This is a genomic window from Ruegeria sp. A3M17 (genome assembly GCF_003318255.1).
GTDB lineage: Bacteria > Pseudomonadota > Alphaproteobacteria > Rhodobacterales > Rhodobacteraceae > Ruegeria.
In genome coordinates, this window is record NZ_QOCF01000006.1 from 84313 (window position 1) to 105418 (window position 21106).

Annotated in this window: 16 protein-coding genes; 10 read left to right on the forward strand and 6 right to left on the reverse strand. The window is 56.8% G+C overall.

The genetic code is table 11. The features are described from left to right. Nucleotides 1-142 precede the first annotated feature (142 nt). The 5 genes from DS906_RS03105 to DS906_RS03125 all read left to right on the forward strand — a co-directional run bounded on the left by DS906_RS03105 (nucleotide 143) and on the right by DS906_RS03125 (nucleotide 6015). Complete coding sequence (locus tag DS906_RS03105; RefSeq protein ID WP_158541276.1) at nucleotides 143-1480, forward strand: GMC oxidoreductase; 1338 nt, start codon at nucleotides 143-145, stop codon at nucleotides 1478-1480. Continuing rightward, nucleotides 1477-1899 carry a hypothetical protein gene (locus DS906_RS03110; RefSeq protein WP_113788780.1) on the forward strand — a complete coding sequence of 141 codons (423 nt, stop codon included), beginning with the start codon at nucleotides 1477-1479 and terminating at the stop codon, nucleotides 1897-1899. Before DS906_RS03105 ends, DS906_RS03110 begins: the two co-directional genes overlap by 4 nt. Nucleotides 1900-2187: 288 nt before the next feature. Continuing rightward, complete coding sequence (locus DS906_RS03115; RefSeq protein WP_113788781.1) at nucleotides 2188-4110, forward strand: DUF3604 domain-containing protein; 1923 nt, start codon at nucleotides 2188-2190, stop codon at nucleotides 4108-4110. Nucleotides 4111-4186: 76 nt separating this feature from the next. Beyond that, the gene (locus DS906_RS03120; RefSeq protein ID WP_113788782.1) at nucleotides 4187-5017 is read left to right on the forward strand and encodes a peptidyl-prolyl cis-trans isomerase; all 831 of its coding nucleotides are present in this window, start codon (nucleotides 4187-4189) and stop codon (nucleotides 5015-5017) included. After that, nucleotides 5014-6015, forward strand: coding sequence for a HupE/UreJ family protein (locus DS906_RS03125; protein WP_113788783.1), 1002 nt, complete (start codon nucleotides 5014-5016; stop codon nucleotides 6013-6015). The genes DS906_RS03120 and DS906_RS03125 overlap by 4 nt, the downstream gene beginning before the upstream one ends. A gap of 12 nt (nucleotides 6016-6027) precedes the next feature. Here the strand turns inward: DS906_RS03125 and DS906_RS03130 are convergent, their stop codons facing one another. Then, nucleotides 6028-9135, reverse strand: a complete 3108-nt coding sequence (locus DS906_RS03130) for an adenylate/guanylate cyclase domain-containing protein (RefSeq protein WP_113788784.1) — start codon at nucleotides 9133-9135, stop codon at nucleotides 6028-6030. A gap of 292 nt (nucleotides 9136-9427) precedes the next feature. Here DS906_RS03130 and DS906_RS03135 point away from each other — a divergent pair, with 292 nt between their 5' ends. After that, complete coding sequence (locus DS906_RS03135; RefSeq protein ID WP_233494666.1) at nucleotides 9428-10765, forward strand: serine hydrolase; 1338 nt, start codon at nucleotides 9428-9430, stop codon at nucleotides 10763-10765. 31 nt (nucleotides 10766-10796) lie between these two features. Here DS906_RS03135 and DS906_RS03140 read toward each other — a convergent pair whose 3' ends face one another. From DS906_RS03140 to DS906_RS03150, 3 genes are all read right to left on the reverse strand, one after another. Further along, nucleotides 10797-11579: a hypothetical protein gene (locus tag DS906_RS03140; protein WP_113788785.1), complete on the reverse strand. Its 783-nt coding sequence runs from the start codon at nucleotides 11577-11579 to the stop codon at nucleotides 10797-10799. Then, nucleotides 11576-12856 (reverse strand): hypothetical protein, encoded by a 1281-nt coding sequence (locus DS906_RS03145; protein WP_113788786.1) that lies wholly within the window; start codon nucleotides 12854-12856, stop codon nucleotides 11576-11578. Before DS906_RS03145 ends, DS906_RS03140 begins: the two co-directional genes overlap by 4 nt. 129 nt (nucleotides 12857-12985) lie before the next feature. Continuing rightward, complete coding sequence (locus DS906_RS03150) at nucleotides 12986-13654, reverse strand: TetR/AcrR family transcriptional regulator (RefSeq protein ID WP_113788787.1); 669 nt, start codon at nucleotides 13652-13654, stop codon at nucleotides 12986-12988. A gap of 68 nt (nucleotides 13655-13722) precedes the next feature. Here DS906_RS03150 and DS906_RS03155 point away from each other — a divergent pair, with 68 nt between their 5' ends. The 4 genes from DS906_RS03155 to DS906_RS03170 are packed head-to-tail and all read left to right on the forward strand — an operon-like array spanning nucleotide 13723 to nucleotide 17688. After that, nucleotides 13723-15078 (forward strand): NAD(P)/FAD-dependent oxidoreductase, encoded by a 1356-nt coding sequence (locus tag DS906_RS03155; RefSeq protein ID WP_113788788.1) that lies wholly within the window; start codon nucleotides 13723-13725, stop codon nucleotides 15076-15078. Further along, entirely contained in the window at nucleotides 15075-15989 is a 915-nt protein-coding gene (locus DS906_RS03160; RefSeq protein ID WP_113788789.1) for a bile acid:sodium symporter family protein, read from the forward strand. Before DS906_RS03155 ends, DS906_RS03160 begins: the two co-directional genes overlap by 4 nt. Further along, nucleotides 15974-16912, forward strand: coding sequence for an SDR family oxidoreductase (locus tag DS906_RS03165; protein ID WP_113788790.1), 939 nt, complete (start codon nucleotides 15974-15976; stop codon nucleotides 16910-16912). The genes DS906_RS03160 and DS906_RS03165 overlap by 16 nt, the downstream gene beginning before the upstream one ends. Beyond that, nucleotides 16909-17688 carry an SDR family oxidoreductase gene (locus DS906_RS03170; RefSeq protein ID WP_113788791.1) on the forward strand — a complete coding sequence of 260 codons (780 nt, stop codon included), beginning with the start codon at nucleotides 16909-16911 and terminating at the stop codon, nucleotides 17686-17688. Before DS906_RS03165 ends, DS906_RS03170 begins: the two co-directional genes overlap by 4 nt. Nucleotides 17689-17692: 4 nt before the next feature. Here the strand turns inward: DS906_RS03170 and DS906_RS03175 are convergent, their stop codons facing one another. Together DS906_RS03175 and DS906_RS03180 are read right to left on the reverse strand one after the other, a co-directional pair. Beyond that, the gene (locus DS906_RS03175) at nucleotides 17693-19897 is read right to left on the reverse strand and encodes a PAS-domain containing protein (RefSeq protein ID WP_113788792.1); all 2205 of its coding nucleotides are present in this window, start codon (nucleotides 19895-19897) and stop codon (nucleotides 17693-17695) included. Between the two features lie 3 nt (nucleotides 19898-19900). Then, nucleotides 19901-21070 (reverse strand): FIST N-terminal domain-containing protein, encoded by a 1170-nt coding sequence (locus DS906_RS03180; protein ID WP_113788793.1) that lies wholly within the window; start codon nucleotides 21068-21070, stop codon nucleotides 19901-19903. Between the last annotated feature and the right edge of the window lie 36 nt (nucleotides 21071-21106).

Below are 21106 nucleotides of genomic sequence, written 5' to 3' on the forward strand. Positions count from 1 at the left end.
GATGGATTGTTGTTAGGTGCTGATTTTCAGCGCTTTGTTTGATGAGTAAAAAGGTCAATCAGTTGCCATGCGGCGAGTATCTATAGACGAAGCCAGCTCTCGTGAATGGGACGTAGTAGTCGCAGGATCCAGCTTCTCGGCGATGTTCTTCGGTCATGGGCTTCCTCCTGACCTGAATGTGTTGTTCGTCGAAAAGGGCGTCGAATACACACATTCGGACCAGATCGAAAACGGCCCAGCGGTTCAAGAAACGTTTACACAACGAAACACGTCCGGGCTAAAAAAAAATTGGCTCGCCTATACTCTACTTGGTGGAAACTCGAATTACTGGTGGGGCAATGTACCTAGGTTCCATCCAAATGACTTTGTCCTGAACAGCAAGTTTGGCATCGGTATTGACTGGCCCATTACTTACGAGGACCTCGAACCTTATTGGGAACGTGTCGAAGATATCATCGAAGTTGCCGGCGGTCAGTCACAAGATATTCTTCCACGCAGAAAGCCATTTCCCTACCCTGCACATATTCCTTCGCGTGCTGATGTTGCTTTACAGGAATCTTCACCCCTATGGGTACCTGCCTCCAACGCGACATCAAACGGCGGCTCACGACCAACGTGTTGTGCAAACGGGGTATGTCGGACGTGTCCTATCGATTCCAAATTTACCGTATTGAACAGATTCAAAAAACTCACCCATCCCGGTTCGCACTACCTACTTGGCACCGAAGTGCGGACGGTGGATATCGAAGGTGGACGCGCGCGCAGTGTTCGCGTCAAAGACAACGATGGCAATGAAATGCGCCTTCGTGCTGGCACAGTTGCGTTGGGTACCAATGCAATATTCAACACAGCCATTTTGAAACGCTCGGATGTTCGCAACGATGCGCTGGGAAGGTACCTGCACGAACAAGCTGTAGTGAAAGCCTTGGTGGACACTGCCAACATAAAGGCTTTTTTCGGTGGCACATCGGAAACCGGACTCGGCTATCATTTCTACCATAACGTTGATCGTAGCACGTCTGCAGCGGCACTAATCGAAACCGTAAACGCACCTGTATCGATCCGACAAGAACCCGGCAAATGGGCAAACCGTATTAACTTGCGCATAGCAGTTGAAGATCTTCCACTTGCCGACAACCGCGTCCTTTTGGAGGATGATGAACCGGTCATAGAATGGACCGGGTATTCCGACTATGCCAAACGCGGTATCGAGCGGGCGAAGGCTGGCTTGCCTAATGTTATTCCGGACACAATCGAACATCTGTGGATTTCGGACATTTTGCCATCTGACGCCCATATCCAAGGCACCCACCGAATGGGCTTTTCAGCCGAAGATTCTGTAGTAGATGACAGGCTTCGCCTTCATTCCGCACCCAATGTCTTTGTACTTGGATCGGGTGCCTTCCCCACCTGCTCACCCGCCAACCCGTCCCTGACCATCTCGGCGCTAGCGTTACGCGCATCAGAGGCGGTTGCATGAAGTTTTCACGTCGCAACGTTATCGCGTTAGGTGCAGGGGTCGTCGGCCTCGGCCTGGCAGATCGGGTGATCGGCATCGCAGGGCATGCGCTGGGTGTGATCCGCGACGTCTATGGCCCTGAGATCGCCAAGGATCCGGCAGCACTTGAATTTGCGCGGGCTTACGAGGATTTCGTCCTTGAAAAAGGTACGCAGGGTCAGGTGCTTGATATGGTTTACTGGACAGGTCTTCAGGACGTTCCCTATGTCAGCGATAAGCTCGGCCGGATCAACGACAGCGTCGTTGACAAGTTTGCGACCTCAACAAATGTGATCCTTGCTACCGAGCTTGGCAAGCCACTGGAATTCGTTGCTTTATTTGATCCTTTTCTCAACACCTGCCAGAACCAGCTGGGCGCGCAAGGGTATTCCCTGGCGTGATCGCGCTACAATTCTCGGTGCGGTTCACAACGGGATGGGCCTGCAAGCATGAGCCACAAAACCGGCGTGGCTACTTCTATTTCGCGACAACTTTCGGGGCGACACAGCCCGAATTCGAACTGTATATGAGCTGATTGTCCAAACATCTCGCTCTGGAACAAGAACCAGTATGCACTGGAGGCAGGTCCCAAGGTAGAAAATCAGTACCAAACTTGCTCAATACATTATAAGAAATGAATATACTAAATTTACGATTTTCGATTAGCTCGAAGACCTGGGGAGGATTCAATGCTTCGACTTACAACCTGTTTGATCTCTTTGCTGACACTACCGGCGCTTGTTTGGGCAGACGCGGTCCCCAGCAAAGAGGCTGCTGAGGGCACCTTTGCCGACCGCCCATATTCGCCCTACGCCAACCGATCGTTCCCCGAACGGCCGCTTTGGGGTGATACGCACCTGCACACCGGCTTGTCGCTGGATGCGGGCGCATTTGGGAACACTTTGTTGCCCGACGAAGCATGGCGGTTCGCAAAGGGGGAACAGGTTATTTCGTCGACCGGCCAACCTGTCAGATTGGCGCGACCCTTGGACTGGATGGTATTAACGGATCACACGGACCTCATGGGGTTTGCGCCTGACCTGCAGGCAGGAAAACCCGGTGTGTTGGCGGACCCGAAGGGTCTGGAATGGTACGAGGGATACACAGCGGGTGGTGAGGACGCGGCCAAGGCGGCCTTTGACATCATCACCAATTTTTCGCAGATGACCCTGCCCGAGGTTTTGCTGGAATCCTACAGCCCCGGCGCGGATGCTTTTGCGTTCACATGGGAACAGATCGTGTTGGCTGCCGAGCGTCATAATGACCCCGGCAACTTTACCGCGTTCATCGGGTTCGAATGGACCTCGGTCCCCAAAGGGTTCAACCTGCACCGCAATGTCATGCTGCGGGACGGTCCAATTCGGGCATTGCAGATCGTTCCCCCGGTGACCCAACCCCCATATGGCGACACTGACCCCAAGGCGCTGTACGCGTGGCTTGAAGATTACGAAGCCAATACCGGTGGCCGCGCTGTCGCGTTTGCCCATAACGGAAACCTCTCCAACGGCTGGATGTTCCCGACCGAGGACACCTATCACGGCGGCAAGGTCGACGAAGACTACGTACAGAACCGCGCCAGGTGGGAACCCCATTACGAAGTCACCCAGATCAAGGGCGACGGTGAAGCGCACCCCTATCTAAGCCCCAATGACCCGTTCGCGGATTATGAAAACTGGGATGTCGGAAATCTCGATATCACAGAGCTCAAGACCGAAAACATGCTGGCAGGTGAATACGCGCGTGAAGCCCTGAAACGCGGTCTGGCGTTAGAGGAAAAATTCGGCGTTAACCCCTATAAGTTCGGCATGGGTGGCGCGACGGACAGCCACACTTCCCTGGCCACGGCGGAAGAGGAAAACTATTTCGGCAAGTCCGTCAGTGCAGAACCCTCTCCTACCCGCGTTCTGCATCCGTTTGTCGAAAGCGATCTGGGCGCATTCGAAGGGCACACTCTGGTCGCGTCCGGCTACACGGCGGTCTGGGCCACGGACAACACCCGGTCGGCCATTTTCGATGCGTTCAAACGGCGCGAGACCTATGCCACCACCGGCCCGCGGATCGGATTGCGTTTCTTTGGCGGTTGGGACTTTCAGGAAGACGACTTGCTGACGCGACTCGTGGCGGATGTGGGCTACACCAAAGGCGTTCCCATGGGCGGCGATCTGCGCCCCCGCGAAGGGGACGGAGCACCTTCTTTCATGATCGGTGCGCTGCGTGACCCGGTCGGCGCCAATCTGGACCGTGTTCAGGTGGTAAAAGGCTGGTTGGATACTGAAGGTGAATTGCAGGAAAAAGTGTTCAACGTTGTCTGGTCCGATGATCGCGCGCTGGATGCGGACGGCAACCTGCCCGAGGTCGGCAACACCGTTGATCTGGAAACCGCAAGCTGGAGCAACACAATCGGTGCGTCCGAGTTGGTAACCATCTGGACCGACCCGGAATTCGATCCCAAACAGCGGGCCTTCTACTACGTTCGCGTGCTGGAAATCCCGACACCACGATGGGTTTTGTACGACAAGTTGCGGTTTGGCTTGGACTTGCCGGAAGAGGCGCAGCTGATCCATCAAGAGCGCGCGTATTCGTCGCCAATCTGGTACACACCTAGCGAATAACCGAACAATACACTAAAGACATTGCCGGGCGGTCAACCCCGCCCGGCAATATTGCGACACGACATTGAGAACCCGCATGCAAATTCTAAAACAGCCTTTATTCCATTTCATTTTGATCGGGGTTGCCATTTTCGGTTGGTTTGCATGGGTTTCCCCGCAACAGGACATCGTTGAAGAAACCGACACGATCACAGTCGATGGTAACGATGTCGCCCTTCTGAAAACACGTTTCCAAAGCAGCTGGAACCGCCCGCCGACGGAAGACGAGTTAAAGGCCCTGATTGACGGCGCGATCCGCGAAGAAGTTCTTGTGCGCGAAGCGCGCAAGCTGGGTCTGGATCAGGGTGATCAGGTCATCCGCGCACGTCTAGCGCAGAAGATGGATTTTCTGACTGACGCAATTGCAGCTTCGATCGAACCCGAGCCCGAAGTGTTGCAGACCTTTCTGAACGAAAACCCGGAACGGTTCACCAAACCGGCACAGATCGCTTTTGATCAGATCTATCTGGACGAGAACGCCAGTCCGGATGCCATCGAAAGCACGATCGAGGCCGCAAACACTCAGCAGGACTGGAGCAGCATCGGATCAACAACCTTGCTTCCAAAGTCGTTGCCTCTGACAGTAGTGCGCGTGGTGGACGCAAACTTTGGCACTGGCTTTTCCGCGGCCCTGAGTTCGTTGGAGCCAGGCAACTGGTCCGGCCCAGTCCGATCCGCATATGGCATCCACGTCGTTCGCGTTATAGACAAACAAGACCCCATATTGCCAAAGCTTGAAGATATCCGCGATACCGTTTTATTGGAATGGCGACGCGACGCCGGATCGGATCTGGCGCAGGCGCAATATGAAAGTCTGGCGTCGAATTACCGGGTTGAAACACCCGACATGGACAAGGCGGTCGAATGAAGCGGCTCTTTTGCCTGTTAGTCTCGGGCTGGCTGATGTTCGCCGCACAAGCGGGACATGCGCATGCGCTTGACCCCGGTTATTTGGACCTGCGGCAATTGGCGAGCAACACCTGGCAAGTTCTGTGGCGCAAACCCGATGTGAATGGCCGCCCCATGGATATTGATGCCGTTTTGCCCGCTCAATGTGCCCAACGCCGAGGCGTAGAACCACAGTCAGATGGCACCGCGTGGATTGCGACCTGGGTGGTCGAATGCGAGGACGATATCGCCGGTCACACGATCGCCATTGAGGGGCTAGAGCAACAACGCAACGACGTTCTACTGCGCATCCAACCCATTTCGTCGGAACCATCCACCTTGCGGTTCACACCCGAGACGCCTGCCTTGATCATTCCAGAACAGCCAACGACGTGGTCGGTTCTGACCAGCTACTTCCGACTTGGTTTCGAACATATTCTGGAAGGTTGGGATCACCTTCTATTTGTCTTTGCCCTGTTTGTGCTAGTGCGAAACCCGTGGCGGTTGGTCGGAGCAGTGACAGCCTTTACTGTCGCGCATTCCATTACGCTGGCGCTTGCCACGCTTGGTGTACTGAATGTGCCCGGCCCACCGGTCGAAGCAGTGATCGCCTTGTCGATCGTGTTCCTGGCACTGGAAATCCTTAACCGAAAAGATGGTGAGCTGCGCCTGTCGGAACAATATCCCTGGATCGTCTGCTTTTGCTTCGGGCTGTTGCACGGGCTGGGATTTGCAGGTGCATTGGCTGACATCGGAGTACCGACCGAGGATATCATCGCCGCACTGTTGGCTTTCAACATCGGTGTCGAGGCTGGTCAGCTTCTGTTCATCGCCGCCCTGTCGGCCCTGATCCTGTTGTGGCGTCTTGCCCTGCCCACTGTTTCGCAAAAGGCCGGTGCAGTCGCCGTACCCGTCACCGGATATGCCATCGGCTGCGTGTCGATGTACTGGTTGGTTGAGCGTGTCAGCGGGTTTTGATCGGAGTGACCGCTACTTCGCGGCCTCTTGCTGCTGCAATAAACGCGCTTGAACCCGGTCCGTTTCCACCTGAGCCCAGCCTTCGTTGGTTAGTTTCTGGTGCTGGCGCGCCTCGATCAATACCTGCTGGGCACCCTCGGGATCACCGGCTTTCAAAATCAACTCAGCGATTAAAGTCAAAAGGAACGGTTTGTAGTTCCCCGCACCGCTGTCCCACCAGGCTTCGGCTGCCTGACGCACCCCACCGATGTGGTTAAAGGTCGGCGCATCATAAGCAGTCGCCCAGCTGCGCCACAGATTGGCGGTAACAGTCATGAAGGTAAACGAGTGCTTCTCGGACACTTCTTCAAGCTGTTGAGCGGCCTTCAAAACATGATCCGGCTCACGACGCAAAGTATGCAACATGCAAAGATAGGTCAGCGCCTGGGCGATACTGTGGGCGTGTTTTAGGTCCTTGGCGGCATCGACGGCTTTTCGCTGGATATCAACGGCTCGGTCAGGATCGCCTTTCAACCACAGCGCCATGCTTAAAAAACACGACGTTATGGCTGCATGATCGGAACCGTAGACATAAGCAAGCCGCCCATGCAGATCGGGTTGATAAAGGTCCAGCGCCAACTGTAGGTGTTCATGCGCCGCGTCCAGATCACCGATATGCAGCAAGACCGCCCCCATCGCGCGATGGGCAATCATGACATGATGCGCCTCGTCAGACTGACCTGCCAGATCGAGGATTTGCCGCGCCGCGTCCTTCGCCAAATCATATTCGGCCCGCACCAAATGGAACGAATAAAGGCCATTGAGAACAGGAAACAGGTTCTCGGTCTCGTCCAGCCGATTGCACAGCTTTCGAATTCGGGCATAGACAGCGCCCGTTTCGTCGGCGGCAATGCCAGCCGTCGAACGGGTCACGCCTGCGCGAAGCACTTGAATCTCGACCTCTTTACGGTCGCGTTCAACGGTGCTTTCCAATTCGTGCAACTGCTGTATCGCATGTCCCAGCTGGGCCACCGCTTCCACATTCGCAGAGCGCTCGGCAGCGCGTTGGCCCGCAAGGTGCCACTGTTCGATGGCCTCGCGGGGCATTTTCGCCATGGTGTAGTGGTGCGCCAGAACTTCGGGGCCTGCATCTGCGTGACTATGCGTTCCGTGATGCAAGGCCTCTGCTACGCGCGCGTGCAACCCGCGGCGTTCGCTTTTCAGGAGGCTGTTATAGGCCGTGTCACGAATAAGAGCGTGACGGTAGGCAAATGTCTCTTCTGCCTTTTTCTGCGTCACAGTGACAATGCCCGCGTCGACCAGCAGATCCAGACCCGCGCGCAACGCCTTATCCCCAAACCCGGACACGCCGGAGATCAATTGATAGGTGAAATGCGGGCCGATCACAGAACCGATTTGTGCGACTTCCTTGGCCGAACTCAAACGATCCAATCGCGCCATCAACGCATCCTGCAACGTACTGGGGACCAAAGGCGCAGGACCGGGCGCGCCGTCCAACCCAAGTGCACCTGCCCGATCGGCCAATTGACCGGATTCCAGCAAATCCTTTGTCACCTCTTCAACATAGAGGGGAATACCGTTCGTCCGCCCCGCGATCACGCCGAACATTTCGGGCGAGATCGGCTTACCCCTTGCCACCTGATGAACAATCTCGCGGACCTGCGCGAAATCCAACTGCCGGAGTGGGACATGAGTGACGTTGGGTTTGGCGGTCCAATTCGGATCAAAGCCGCTGCGGTATGTCATGACGATCAGAACCGGTACGTCCTGAATTCTGTCCACGATCCGGTCAAGCAAAGTTTTCGTCGTCGGATCAATCCAATGCGCGTCTTCAATGAGGCACAGGATGGGCTTTCGCCCGGCCCGTGCAATAAGCTGACCGGCCAACATGTCCAGGGTCTGATCCATGACTTGCTGTGGCGTCAGATCAAGCGAACCAAGCTGGTCTTCGAATGGAACAGACAAAAGCGCCGCTGCCAGCTTCAAGTTGTGGTCAGGCGGGTCTTCCAGATGTTTGGCAATTTTCCTGAGCCGGACACTCCCTGTATCATCAGCACGCAGGTCCGCAGCGTTTTCAATCTGACGGATTACAGGGTAGAGCGCACTGGTCTCATGATACGGTGAACACTGAAACCGCACTTGCAACGCTTCTGCATTGGCAACACCCAACCGCAGCTCTTCGATCAAGCGGGATTTGCCGATACCAGCTTCGCCGGATACCAATGCGACCTGCCCCTGGCCTGCCCGGGCCAGCGCCAATTTGCGGCGCAGAATGTCAAACTCCGGGTCGCGACCAATCAACGGGCTCAACGCGGTACTGTCAGCCGTCATGAACCGGCTGATCGTCTCTCGTGTTCCGGTGACCTGCCAGGCCTCAACCTCTTTCGCGAAGCCTTTGAGTTTGAACGCTCCACGCAAAACATACTCGAACACGACGCCTGCCAGTTGGTGCGTGGTCGGAGCGACGATCAGAGTGCCCGGATCGGCCATAGCCTGAAGGCGCGCTGCCAGGTTTGGCGTTTCGCCCATGGCGGTGCCGTCTTCGAACATGTTCTCACCGCGCAGGTCACCGACGACGACCAACCCCGTCGCGATCCCTATCCGCACTTCAAGCTGTGCGTGGGTCCGAACTTCCGGCATTTCCTGAATGATCCTCAACCCCGCACGTATCGCGCGTTCGGGGTCATCCTCATGCGCATGCGGAAAGCCGAAAAAGACCATGATGCCATCGCCGTAATAACTTGCGATATGACCATCGTACGCAGCCACAGCCGCCGCACAGGTTTCCTTGAAAAGGCGCAGAACCTCGGCCAGATCCTCGGGGTCCAAGCGCTGCGCGATCTCGGTGGACCCGACGAGGTCGATGAACATGACAGTCAACTGCCGCCGTTCGGCAACGATTGTCGGGCTGAGGGTCGAATGTAGTGATGGAACGCCAGCCCCGGATTGTTCGCGCAAGGCTTTTGCAAACCGTCGCCGTGGCCCAAGCGGCAGTCCAATTGCGACAAGATCGTCTTCTGTCAGCTCAGGCAGATCACCCACCACTATTTCATGGCGGGCGAAGGCCTTGGCGTATTTTGACAGGCCGTTTTTTTCCAGCCATATCTCGATTTCAGTCATGCAATCGTTTCATTTGCCTCAAGCCAAAACAGGGATAATTCAAGCGAACCTTCCCTGATCGCGCCCAGAAAATCGGAATTGCCGGTTCAGTTACCAGCGTGACCGACGGGCTTGTCACCATCAAGGACGACCCCAAGGCTTTGGTCAAGTGAAACGAAAAAGGCGGGTCCTCAGTCGAAATTGGGCAGAACGAACGCCACGGAATGGTGGCGCCCAAAGACGATACGCACTTAACTCGGACGAAATCCGGAGACAAACGGGAGGGGGCCGGTACGACCGGTTCGAAAATCGATTGATCATCAAAGCGCTGAAAATCATCGCAGGCACGCTTATTCTGGGTGTCGTCGCAATTGTGGGCTATCTGCTAATCGCCCCACCTGACCTTTTGAAGGTTGGGACGAACTATTCAGCAAAGATCGTCTGCTCCAATGTCTTCATTGCCGGGCGCGACCCGGAAGAGGTTCTGACCGTCGATGTTCAGGCCCCGGGGCATCCATTGCTCAAGCAGGTATCGATCGACGTGGACGCCGAAGCCCAAACCGTGACCGCGCGGATATTCTGGTTTTTTGCCCCCGCGACCTCGCAATATCGCGAGGGGCTTGGTTGCACCAATGTCCATGACGCGACGCTCAGCGACGCGACACTGACCGCGATTGAGCCCTTGTCCAATGGAATCTGGCCCACCGGCAACGAAGTTCAACTGTCGCAAGACCCCGAAATCGCGCGTATCCTGGCGGATAGCACCCTTCTGGGCGAAGGATACCGCGCCGTGGTTGTCGTGCGGGGTGGGCGTATCGTTGGCGAGACCTATGCGGAGGAGTTTGACGAAATCACGCCCTTGCTTGGGTGGTCGATGACCAAGACGGTTACTGCGGGCCTGATCGGTACCCTGATCGAATCTGGCCAGATGTCGCTGGATAACACGCTGACCGACAGCTATCCGGACTGGGCACAGGACGGGCGCAAAAGCATCACCCTTAAGGACATGCTGGCTATGTCCAGTGGCCTGCAGTGGAATGAGGAATATGGCGACGTCTCGGACGTGACCAAGATGCTGTATCTTAATGATGACATGGCAGGTTTTGTCTCGGGCCGCCCGGCGGAAAATGAGATTGGGGCGGACTTCAACTACTCTTCGGGGACGACCACAGCCCTGTCGCGCGTTTGGCAGAACAAGCTGACCGATGGCGGCCTGACCTATCCGCAAAAGGCTTTGTTCGAACCATTGGGCATGACATCCGTCGTGCTCGAGACCGATGCGGCAGACACATTTGTCGGGTCCAGCTATATGTATGCAACTGCGCGTGACTGGGCGCGTTTTGGACAACTGCTATTGCAGAAAGGCGAATGGAATGAACAACAAATCCTGCCCAAGGGCTTTTCGGAGTGGATGTTTGAACCGGTTGCCGCATCTGACGGGATGTATGCCAAAGGCCATCTGTGGCTGGATTCTCCGGGTGGGTTACCACCCTATGAAGATGCCGTCTGGCTTCAGGGGCATGACGGGCAGTTTATCGGTGTATTCCCATCGCAGGACATGGTCGTTGTGCGGCTGGGTCTGACACCCTCCCGGCACGGATATTCCTCGTTGCCGCTGGCCGAGGCGCTCATCTCTGCCTTGCACGATTGATAAGAACGGCCCGCTGGTCGAGTCCTTTTCGCTATTCCAGAATTTGCGTTGCAATACCGGTGTTTGTCAGCTCATCCTCTACCAAGGCATAGATCTGATCCGGCGGCGTGTTCAGAGAATACAACATCAATGCAGGATCGACACCCATGTCGATCAGATGCTGCATCGTCTCGCCCTGCCCCTTTTGGATGCTTTCAACGGCAAAGACCACGGGGATCAGGCGCGGTTGGTCATAGTAATGCTGATGAAGTCCGACAATACCTTGCAGTGACACGATACGCGCGACCCCACCGGCCAGTATATACGGACAGGCGGACATGCAGACCGCGCCGGGCAGTACGGCCGATGACAACCCGGCCTCGCGCATCTGCACGCCGATCAATAACGCTTCGGACACTTGGCCGCCCGGGCTGTGCAGCGCGACCATGTCGGGTTGTTCCTGCATCTCGGACAAATAGGTATCGAACCGCTCAGCATCGCCCGCCTCGATCTGACCACTCACCAGAAGTACCCGCCCCAGATCACCGGCTTGTTTTTCAGTGAATTCCAACCGCGAGGGAAAGTTCTGAGGCACCGGAACATCCAGCGGACGGACCTGCGGCAACAGCGACGGATCAGTGCGATCGGTGCGATACTCGCGCCGCTGATCCCCAGGTGAGATGGGGCCGGTCGGCAGTTCAACCCTTGGCGTGAACGGGTTGGAGACAACGTCGGTCACATCCGACATGATCAGAATACCTGCGATCACCAGTTGGAACATCAGCACGTATCGCAGCCCCCTGCGCACATCAATTCGCGACAGGAAGCCTATCATGTTTCATCTTTTTTCGGCGTGGCGCGATCCAGAATTGCGGCATCTGCGACGCCCATCGTCGCCTCGACATCTTTCATCGCATTCATGGCCGCGCGAAGGTCAGACAGCGTTAACGTGTCCTCAATGCTCATGCCGTCCTTACCGCTTCGAATGGCGGCCTGGGTGATCGCCAACACGAACACAAGAACGGCGGGCAGCAGGTCGATTGCGATGGCTCCGGCCCAGGACGGCACAAAATTGTGGGCATACTTGATCACCGCATCGGCGCTGGAAATAGGGTTATAGGCCGTCTCAATTGGCGGCTCGATCTCCAGAACCTCTTCAGCGGCGGTCCGAAGGGTTTTGCCACGCTGATCAAGTGCGTTCAGGACCGAGTTGATGGTCGATGACTGGGCATCGCGCACCTCGGAACTGCGCCCATCAAGTTCGGGCAGCACGACCGACGACGGCAAATCCCCGGCAGCGCGCGCAACAAGCGGTGCCACATTGTACTGGTTCAGACGCGAAATCACCCCGGCCAGCTTGACGCTTTCTTCGGAAAACTGCACTGACCGGCGATCAACAGGCCCCGGAGCAACAGTAAGCTCACGCATCCGGGCGAGGATTTTGTTGCCCTGCTGGAACGCATCTTCGATCAGCGGCTGTTGATTGGCGATCTGCTCTTCAAGATTGCGCAGCTCTTCGGCCTTTTGGGTCAGCACGCGAAACACTGCCCCACGGCCCGCCGTGCCCGAAAGATCACCGGATTGCTCTAGCTCGGCCAGTTCTTCGAAGCTTTGGCGCGCGCGTTCGACCTCGCGCCCCAGTGCCTGACCGCTGAGTGCAATGTCATGCGCCTGCTCAAGCGCAGCCTGGTAGTCACGCACCGTGTTTTCCAAATGCTGTTCGACCGCAGCCGCGCCAGCCAGTGCAGCGGCGTTCAGCCAGCTGGACATGGCGATGATTGCAACGGATCCAACGATCGTCGAAATCGTCAGGCCAATGAATCCGCTGGCTGTGCGCATCGACGGCAGTAAGCGCAGCATATAGCTCCAGAACACAAAGATGCCGACTGACACCGCGATCGAATAGGCGACCGCTGCGAAGAAGGTCACCGCGCCATTGTCTTCCAGCAATGACGAAACCCCAAGGTAAGTGTAAATTCCCGAAGCGATCGCCAAAACACCCAAAGCGGCGGGCGTGAACGTGTCCAACCAGGCCAGATGCGCCTCAAGCTCTTTGGCCGTCCGAAGCCCCCTCGCCTCCTCCGCGGTCAGGCGGTCCCTTTTCTCTGTCATGTCACCCCACGCTCCCAATCGTTAATCTTGGTTAATCACTAGATAATAACGCACGGGACCATTTGATATGGTCCCATGCGTAACTTCAAGTTGAGCGGGTTGGCGTGAAATTTATTGATCGTCCCGGGATTACCCGGAAGGGTCCAAAACACCGGCGAGCCCAGCATAACAGAACTGCAACAAGTTTCGAATTGCGCCCTCGGGGTTGCGTGCCTGGTCAGGGCCGGAAAGTGCCCCGATCCGCCATTCCGATGTGCACAACGCCAGCATGGACGACACTGAAAAGACCAGCGCCCCGGCAACGTTCGCCGGGTCGGTCTTGGGGTATTTTGTGCACAGCTTTTGAACGACCAGCGAGGCAACGGGATCAAAATGGGTTTTGGCCAGCGCATGCCAACGCGCATCAGCGGAAACAATCGCCACAATGCGCGCATAGGCCAGCCACTTCGGGTCATTGCTGAATGCGCGGGTCAACAGCGGCCTCATGAAGGCTGACATCAGGTCTGCGGCGTCCCAATCGCCGCGCTCCTCCAATCGGCTGATGGCTTCACGGCGCTCTAGCGATAGCTCGCTGGCGCGGCGTGCCACGATGCGTTCAAAAAGCTCATCCTTTGGACCACCGTGAAAGTTCACGTTGGCTTTCTGAACCTGTGCCCGTTCGGCGATGTCGCGAATCGAGGCACCGTCGAATCCCTGCTCGGCAAAGACCAGTTCCGCAGCGTCAAGAATACGTTCTCGTGCCGCAATGGATCGCTGCGAGGGCGCCCTTTTTCTTTCTTTTACAGCGTGTTGTGCCATTTCAAAAACTAATTTGCCTTATTTCGAACGATCGTTCAAGATAAATAATGTCGCAGGAGGAGAGACGGATGGAACAGGTGCAAGTCGGAGCGGGCCAACCGGTCACGGTGAAGGCCCGCCCGGAAGAGTGTTTTGCTCTGATCGGAGCTGGGCCCATGGGTCTGGCAATGGCCAAGACACTTGTCGAGCAGGGAGTGCCATTTCAGGGATTTGAACTGGCAGATGATGTGGGTGGTCTGTGGAACATCGATGCCCCTCGGTCTACGATGTACGAGACCGCCCACCTCATATCGTCGAAGAAAATGACCGAATTCACCGACTTCCCTATGCAGGAAGAAACGGCGGAGTATCCATCACATCGCGAGCTCAAGACGTACTTCCACGACTTCGCGAACGCATTTGACCTGTACCAGCACTATCACTTTGGTGCCGAGGTCCTGAGCACCACACCGCTGGACGCAGGCGGATGGGAGGTGAAGTGGCGCGACAAGGCAGGTACTGAGCACTGCCAGATCTTTGCGGGTGTTCTGATCGCCAACGGCACATTGTCTGAACCCAACCTACCCAAGTTTGAGGGAGAGTTTTCAGGCGAGCTGATCCACGCCTCGGACTACCGTTACCCGACGCAATTCACAGGCAAGCGAGTTCTGGTCATCGGGGCCGGAAACTCGGGCTGCGACATCGCCGTTGACGCCATTCACCACGGACAGTCCTGTGACATCTCGATGCGCAGGGGGTACTATTTTGTGCCTAAATACGTGTTTGGCGTTCCGGCCGACACGATGGGCGGGAAGATCAAACTGCCCATGTGGCTGAAACGTAAAGTGGACGGTGCAATCCTGAAATGGTTCGTGGGTGATCCGCAGAAATATGGCTTTCCCAAGCCAGATTACGCCCTGTACGAGTCCCACCCCGTCGTCAACTCGCTGATCCTGTTCCACGCCGGGCATGGCGATTTGAAAGTGCGCCCTGACATTGAAAGATTTGACGGCAAGACCGTCCATTTCCGCGATGGCACCAGTGCTGAATACGACATGATTCTGGCCGCGACCGGATATAAATTGCACTACCCGTTCATCGATAAGTCGCACTTGAACTGGCAGGGCGACGCCCCGCACTTGTACCTGAACTGCATGCACCCAACCCGCGATGACCTGTTCATTCTGGGAATGATCGAGGCGTCGGGCCTTGGGTGGCAAGGACGGCACGAACAGGCCGAGATGGTGGCGCGCTATATCGCAGGGCTAAGATCCGGAAACTCTGCCGCAAAGGCCATTCACGCGACTAAATCCCAAAAGTTCGAACGTGCGACCGGCGGCATGAACTATATCGACCTGCCGCGGATGGCCTATTATGTCGACAAAGCGACCTACCGCGGTGAAGTGACCCGACAGATCGCAGCGTTGAAAGCGGCCCAGTCATGAACGGGATCGACGAAGTCGCGCTGAACTTCGATGCAGGCAACCTAAGGCTGCTGAACGTCATCCTTGCCGTCGTGATGTTCTCAATCGCGCTGGATCTTAGGATGGATGACTTTCGCCGGATCCTGCGCGGACCGAAATCGTTGCTTGTTGGGCTGGCGTCCCAGTTTCTGGTTCTACCCGCACTCACCTTTCTGATGTTGCTGGTGGTCAATCCATTACCCTCGGTGGCAATGGGACTGATCCTTGTTGCGGCCTGCCCGGGTGGGAACATCTCGAATTTCATGACGCACCGTGCTGGCGGAAACGTCGCGCTTTCGGTATCGATGACCGCCTTTGCAACCGTCGGCGCGATCATCATCACGCCCGCTAATGTTGCGTTGTGGGGGAATCTTTACGCCCCAACACGGGAAATTCTGCAAAGAACAGAAATCGACCCGGTCGCAGTGGCCATTACGGTCGGTTTCATGCTGATCCTACCCCTGATCCTTGGCATGCTGGTCAATGCGCGACTTACCGCCTTTGCGGATAGAATTCGCCGCCCTATGCAGTGGCTCTCGATGGCGATATTCATCACATTCATCATGGTTGCGCTCGCCGCAAACTGGGCAATTTTCAAGCATTTTGCGACCGCGATCATCGGAATCGTCATCCTGCATAACGCGCTGGCTTTCATGGGCGGGTATCTGACCGCGACTGCCGCCAACCTGTCGGAACGCGACCGCCGGTCTGTCACAATCGAAACGGGGATACAGAACTCGGGCCTTGGCCTCATCCTGATTTTCGCCTTTTTCGGAGGGCTTGGTGGCATGGCGGTGGCCGCCGCACTATGGGGCATCTGGCACGCGATCTCGGGGCTGGCTCTGGCCGCCTTCTTTGCAAGACGAGAGGTTCCCGAATGCGCCACATCCTGATCACCGGGGCCGCCGGTGCGGTGGGAACTGCCCTGCTGCAACGGTTGGGCGGTCGTGCCGACATCACGATCACCGCAACCGATATTCAAGAGCCCGCCAACCTGCCGAAAAATGCACGGTTCGTAGGGATGGATGTCACCGGCAATGCGCCTCTCAACGTCATTCTGGCTGAAGGACCGGACACCATCGTTCATCTGGCATCCATCGTGACCCCCGGTCCGAGCTCGACCAGAGACCATGAATATCAGGTTGATGTCGAAGGTACCCGAAATGTGCTGAATGCGGCGATTGCCGCCGGGGTCACGCGTCTGGTGGTTACCTCTTCGGGGGCCGCTTACGGGTATCATGCCGATAACCCGGTTCCCTTGCGCGAAACGGATGCGATACGAGGCAATCAGGAGTTTGCCTATTCCTGGCACAAGCGGCTGGTCGAAGAAATGCTGGCCGAGGCCAGACAAACCGCGCCCGACCTCGAACAGGTTGTTCTGCGCGTGGGCACCGTACTGGGGCCCAAGGTCGAAAACCAGATAACGGCTCTGTTCCACAAACCCAGTCTGCTGGGCTTGAAAGGCTCCGACAGCCCTTTTGTGTTCATCTGGGACGAAGACTTGGCCGATATACTGGTGCGTGCGGCCACGGACGGGCCTGCCGGCGTTTTCAACGTTGCCGGCGATGGCGCGCTGACCATCTCACAGATCGCGTCACAAATGGGCAAATCGGTGCGTTGGTTGCCCCCTGCGGTGGTCAAAATCGCCCTGTCTATTGCCCGCCCGCTGGGTCTGTCGCGTTATGGGCCAGAACAAGTGCGTTTCCTTCTGTACCGCCCCGTGTTGAACAATGCCGCGCTGAAAGGCGTATTCGGCTATCACCCCAAATTCACGAGTGCCGAGGCGTTCGATCGCTGGTGGGAGGCTACCCAATGAAACCAACCACTGTCATTACAGGAGGAGCCGGAGGCTTGGGTCGCGCGCTGTCTGCCGCGCTGAGGGCCGACGGCTGGCACACGGCGTTGATCGATTTACCGGGTCCAGAGCTTGCCGCGCTTGCCAATCAAGATGACGTCAGCACCTATGCCTGTGATCTGACCGACGCTGATCAATGCAAAGACACCTGTGCCCGGATCATTGCGGCAAGAGAGTCCATTGATTTGGTTGTCTACAATGCGGGTGTCTCGCAGATTTCACCTTTTTCAGACAGCGATATGCGCTCGCACCGAAACTTGTTCGAAATCAACTATTTCGCTGCAGTTGGCTGTGCGCAGCAATTTTTGGACGCGGTCAGGAAAGCCAAGGGTACACACCTTGCGATCTCTTCCGTCGCAGGTTTTGCACCGCTCATCCATCGAACCGCCTATGCAGCCAGCAAACACGCGATGGAGGGGTTCTTTAAGTCCCTTCGCGCCGAGGAATCCGCCCACGGCGTTCGCGTTTCCATCGCCGCGCCATCCTTTGTGGCGACCAATATCGGGCGAGCGGAGGCTGCAGACTCTGGGTTCGTTCGTCCCGGCTCAGCCTCAGATGGCATTGACTACATGGAGCCGGAAGCTGCGGCGCAGGTGATTTTGCAAGGCTACCGGCGAAACAAAGACTATATTCCGGTCGGGCGGATCGCACGGATCGCCAATTTACTGAACCGTCTGGCGCCAAAGTTCTACGTCCGGCAAATGATGCGTACAGTCGGCAAGCGACCAACGCCCTGACCCGCTATCTGACAGAGGCTTCAAGCACGGTCTTAAGCTTCCGCGCATCAATCGGCTTGTGCAGCAAAAGGTAGCCTGCCGTCTTGCAAGAGGCTGCCAATTCGGTCGAACGATCAGCGGAAATGATGCAACCGGGCAGGTGCCCGAATTCGCGTGTCAGTTCGGCAATGGCTTGGGTCCCGATCTTGCCGCCGTCCAGCTGATAATCGGCGACAATGACATCCGGTAAAATCCCGATCTCGTGCAGCAGGTTCGCGGCCTCATCTTTGCTGGCCGCTTCCAGCACCTGAACGCCCCATGTCTCCATCGTCATGCACAGCGCGCCGCGTAGGTTGTCATCGTTTTCAATCATCAAAGCAACCGTCCTGTGCAGCACGTCCGAGCGCGGCTGTATCGACGGCTCACCACTATTCAGCGCATCGCGTGTCTGGCCTGCTGATGGAACCGCGATAGAGAAAATGGTTCCGCGCCCTGGTTCGGACTGCAAACGTATCGGATGTTTCAACAAACCACAGGCGCGTTCCACAATGGCAAGGCCCAAACCCATCCCTTCGGCCGCGCTGGCGTCTGAATGAATACGTTTAAATTCTTGAAAAACAACGTCTCTCTGGTCAGGCGCGATCCCAATTCCTGTATCCAAAACCTGGATCGAAACGGTCTTCCCCAGTCGTCTTACACCGACCAGAACCCTGCCCGATTCCGTGTACCGGATCGCATTTGACAGCAGGTTTTGCAGAATGCGCCGCAGGTAACTGGCATCACTTCTGACAACTGCATCGGTACCGACAAATCGCAATCCAAGCCCCTTGGCTTGCGCCATAGGCCTAAAAGCGTCCTCCATCTGGGAAAAAAGCTCTCCGACCGGGACGGAAGACAAGTGAACCGATGCTCGCCCGGAATCCAGTTTCGAAATATCCAGCAGCGCCTCAAGAATGTGTTCGACACTGTTAAGAGCGCTCTCTGCTTTCACCGCGACTGCGCGCGCATCAGCCTTGTCCAACCCACTGCCCAGTGTTGAGACGTAGAGTTTTGCAGCCGACAGAGGTTGCAACAGGTCGTGGCTGGCCGCCGCGACAAAGCGCGATTTTGATGCGTTCGCACGCTCTGCTTCGTTCAGCGCGTCCGCAAGTTCCATTGTCCGCGATGCAACGCGCTGTTCCAACAGTTCCTTGGCCTCGACCAGGGCTTGTGCGGATTTTCTTTCAGCCGTCACATCGGTGAAGGAAATCACGAAACCCCGATCCGGCATTTCCTGCGCGAAGACTGACAATATCTTGGCACGTCCGCTGTGCATCTGGAATTGCAACGGCGGGCGCTCGGTCGAGCGATTGACCCAGGTCAGCAGGTCGGCGTCGCTCACGCCGCCCTCAAAACTGATGGTCGCGCTTAATCGGTGAAACAACGCCCGGAACGGTGCCCCCATCTGAAATTGCGCGTTGGGGATGGCCAGCAACTCGCTGGCGCGGTTGTTCCATCCGACCAGACGCAGCTTGCTGTCAAAGATACAGACCCCCTGATCGATATGCTCCAGTGTCGCGCGGATCAGGCGCGCTTTGTCATCAAGGATGCGGTCCCTTTCCTGCCGCTCGACCCGCATAATGTCTGTCACATCCGTTTGTAAGATAACGGTGCCGCCATCCGGTGTCCGATGTTCCGACACCTGCATCCAGCGGTTGCCGCTAAGGCGGATGTTAAAGACAACGTGATCTTCAGCATGGCGGGCCATGCGCCGTTGCACCCAGTCTTTTGGGGAAACTACTCCAGGCAGGGACAGGAACCTGGACTGGCTGACCAACCCGACATAATCGGTGAACCGCAGCCCCGGTGTCAGCTTGGTTTGGATGTCAGGCATATGCAGGCCAAAGCGGCTGTTGCACAGGACCATTTCTTCATCCCGGTTGAACAGTGCAAACCCTTCCTGCACCGCCTCGATCGCATTGGCGAGGTTTGCGCGGGCGGCTTCGGTTTCCTGATTGGCCTGCGCCAGGCGCGCGTTCGAATCGTTGAGCAAGTTTAACGCCCGCTCAAGGTCATCCGTCCGCGCCCGCACTTCCTGTTCAAGCATGGCAGCCCGCTGAAACTGAGCGTAAGCCGCGCCCGAAGCATCGGTGGATTCTTCAACTCGCCGCATCAGGGCCGCGACGATCTTCAGCAGCTTTTCATTTTGCCGATCAAGCGGATCATTGGGGTCGGTCAGGGATTCAATCATCGCCTACCCGTCTTCCGGGGGGTAGATCGCGACGCCGGTCAGCGTCTGGTTCACATGGATCGAGTTGAATTGCTCGCCATAGGTCGAAAACCCGACGACATGGTTCTCGGCAAGCAGTCGCGAAATCTCGCCCGTCTTTTGCTTTTCCTGTGCCTCCAGCCGGCGCAGGATGCAATCGCAGCCCAGGATCGTGTCCGGACGGGTGGTTTGTGTCAGCGCAGCGATTTCTTCCTCGAGATGCGAAACCATGTCCCGAGGTTCGGCCAGCGTCAGCACCAGCCCCTCATCAATCGCGGAAAAGAACACAAGGTCACCATTGCCCGCGACGCGCTGAATGGCCCGCACATGATGCTGGCCGCCGATCTGCACAACCAGCGGGTGGGCCGCGAAGGTAAAGGTCGTCAGCTGTTCAGGATCTTTTCCAAGTAGACGGGCATATTCGCGCGCGGCTGGCTCGGCGTTGATTTCCTGCACGATACGGTTTGCCGGATCGGCCTTGGTGACCACCATACGCCGCGCCGTTGGCAACAGGTGATCTGTCTTGAACACTTTGATCGGGCAGCGCGTGCGAACCTGCGTCAGGATCGCCGCGTTCTGCATGGCCTGACCGTCCATCAACACATAGGTCGCGCCGAAATGGGTTCCGTCCCCTGCGGACCCGCCGAACAAGGGTACCGGCCCCAGTCCAACAGCGAGTTCCGACGTCAGCTCATCCTCTTTCGTCGACAACCCGTCGATCATCAAAAAGGAAAACTCGTGTTTCCAATCCGGTGCGGACGCCGCCATTTCGTTACGGTTGCGGATCATCTGGTCGATGATGTCCTGCGCTGAGAAATTGCCAAGGTCGGGCACCAACAGAGTGCGAACCTCGAAATGCGAAGACGGTAATCCGATGGCGACAATCTGATCTTCGCCATAGCCGCAATCTGCAAGCTCGCCCGCTGTGGTGCATCCGATCACAGGCGTTGGCGCAAAAGCATCGACTGCCTCGGAAATAACCGCCGCCGCATCCGCGCCGGAGCTCACGAACAGAATAACCAAGGACAAAAGATCATCGCCCAACGACCCGGCGAGTTTTTCAATCGCCTGATCCGTGTCGCGATGTACAAAGCCCGTTTTGACGATACCTGGCGCACGGGCAGCAGCTGTCGCCCACCCGACTGCTTGGTTCATCCTGCCCTCCTCCCTGAAGCGCGACGTTGTCGTAAG

Coding starts and splice junctions, on each gene's coding strand:
- DS906_RS03105 (WP_158541276.1), top strand. CDS start 143: ATGTTCTTCGGTCATGGGCTTCCTCCTGACCTGAATGTGTTGTTCGTC.
- DS906_RS03110 (WP_113788780.1), top strand. CDS start 1,477: ATGAAGTTTTCACGTCGCAACGTTATCGCGTTAGGTGCAGGGGTCGTC.
- DS906_RS03115 (WP_113788781.1), top strand. CDS start 2,188: ATGCTTCGACTTACAACCTGTTTGATCTCTTTGCTGACACTACCGGCG.
- DS906_RS03120 (WP_113788782.1), top strand. CDS start 4,187: ATGCAAATTCTAAAACAGCCTTTATTCCATTTCATTTTGATCGGGGTT.
- DS906_RS03125 (WP_113788783.1), top strand. CDS start 5,014: ATGAAGCGGCTCTTTTGCCTGTTAGTCTCGGGCTGGCTGATGTTCGCC.
- DS906_RS03130 (WP_113788784.1), bottom strand. CDS start 9,135: ATGACTGAAATCGAGATATGGCTGGAAAAAAACGGCCTGTCAAAATAC.
- DS906_RS03140 (WP_113788785.1), bottom strand. CDS start 11,579: ATGATAGGCTTCCTGTCGCGAATTGATGTGCGCAGGGGGCTGCGATAC.
- DS906_RS03145 (WP_113788786.1), bottom strand. CDS start 12,856: ATGACAGAGAAAAGGGACCGCCTGACCGCGGAGGAGGCGAGGGGGCTT.
- DS906_RS03150 (WP_113788787.1), bottom strand. CDS start 13,654: ATGGCACAACACGCTGTAAAAGAAAGAAAAAGGGCGCCCTCGCAGCGA.
- DS906_RS03155 (WP_113788788.1), top strand. CDS start 13,723: ATGGAACAGGTGCAAGTCGGAGCGGGCCAACCGGTCACGGTGAAGGCC.
- DS906_RS03160 (WP_113788789.1), top strand. CDS start 15,075: ATGAACGGGATCGACGAAGTCGCGCTGAACTTCGATGCAGGCAACCTA.
- DS906_RS03165 (WP_113788790.1), top strand. CDS start 15,974: ATGCGCCACATCCTGATCACCGGGGCCGCCGGTGCGGTGGGAACTGCC.
- DS906_RS03170 (WP_113788791.1), top strand. CDS start 16,909: ATGAAACCAACCACTGTCATTACAGGAGGAGCCGGAGGCTTGGGTCGC.
- DS906_RS03175 (WP_113788792.1), bottom strand. CDS start 19,897: ATGATTGAATCCCTGACCGACCCCAATGATCCGCTTGATCGGCAAAAT.
- DS906_RS03180 (WP_113788793.1), bottom strand. CDS start 21,070: ATGAACCAAGCAGTCGGGTGGGCGACAGCTGCTGCCCGTGCGCCAGGT.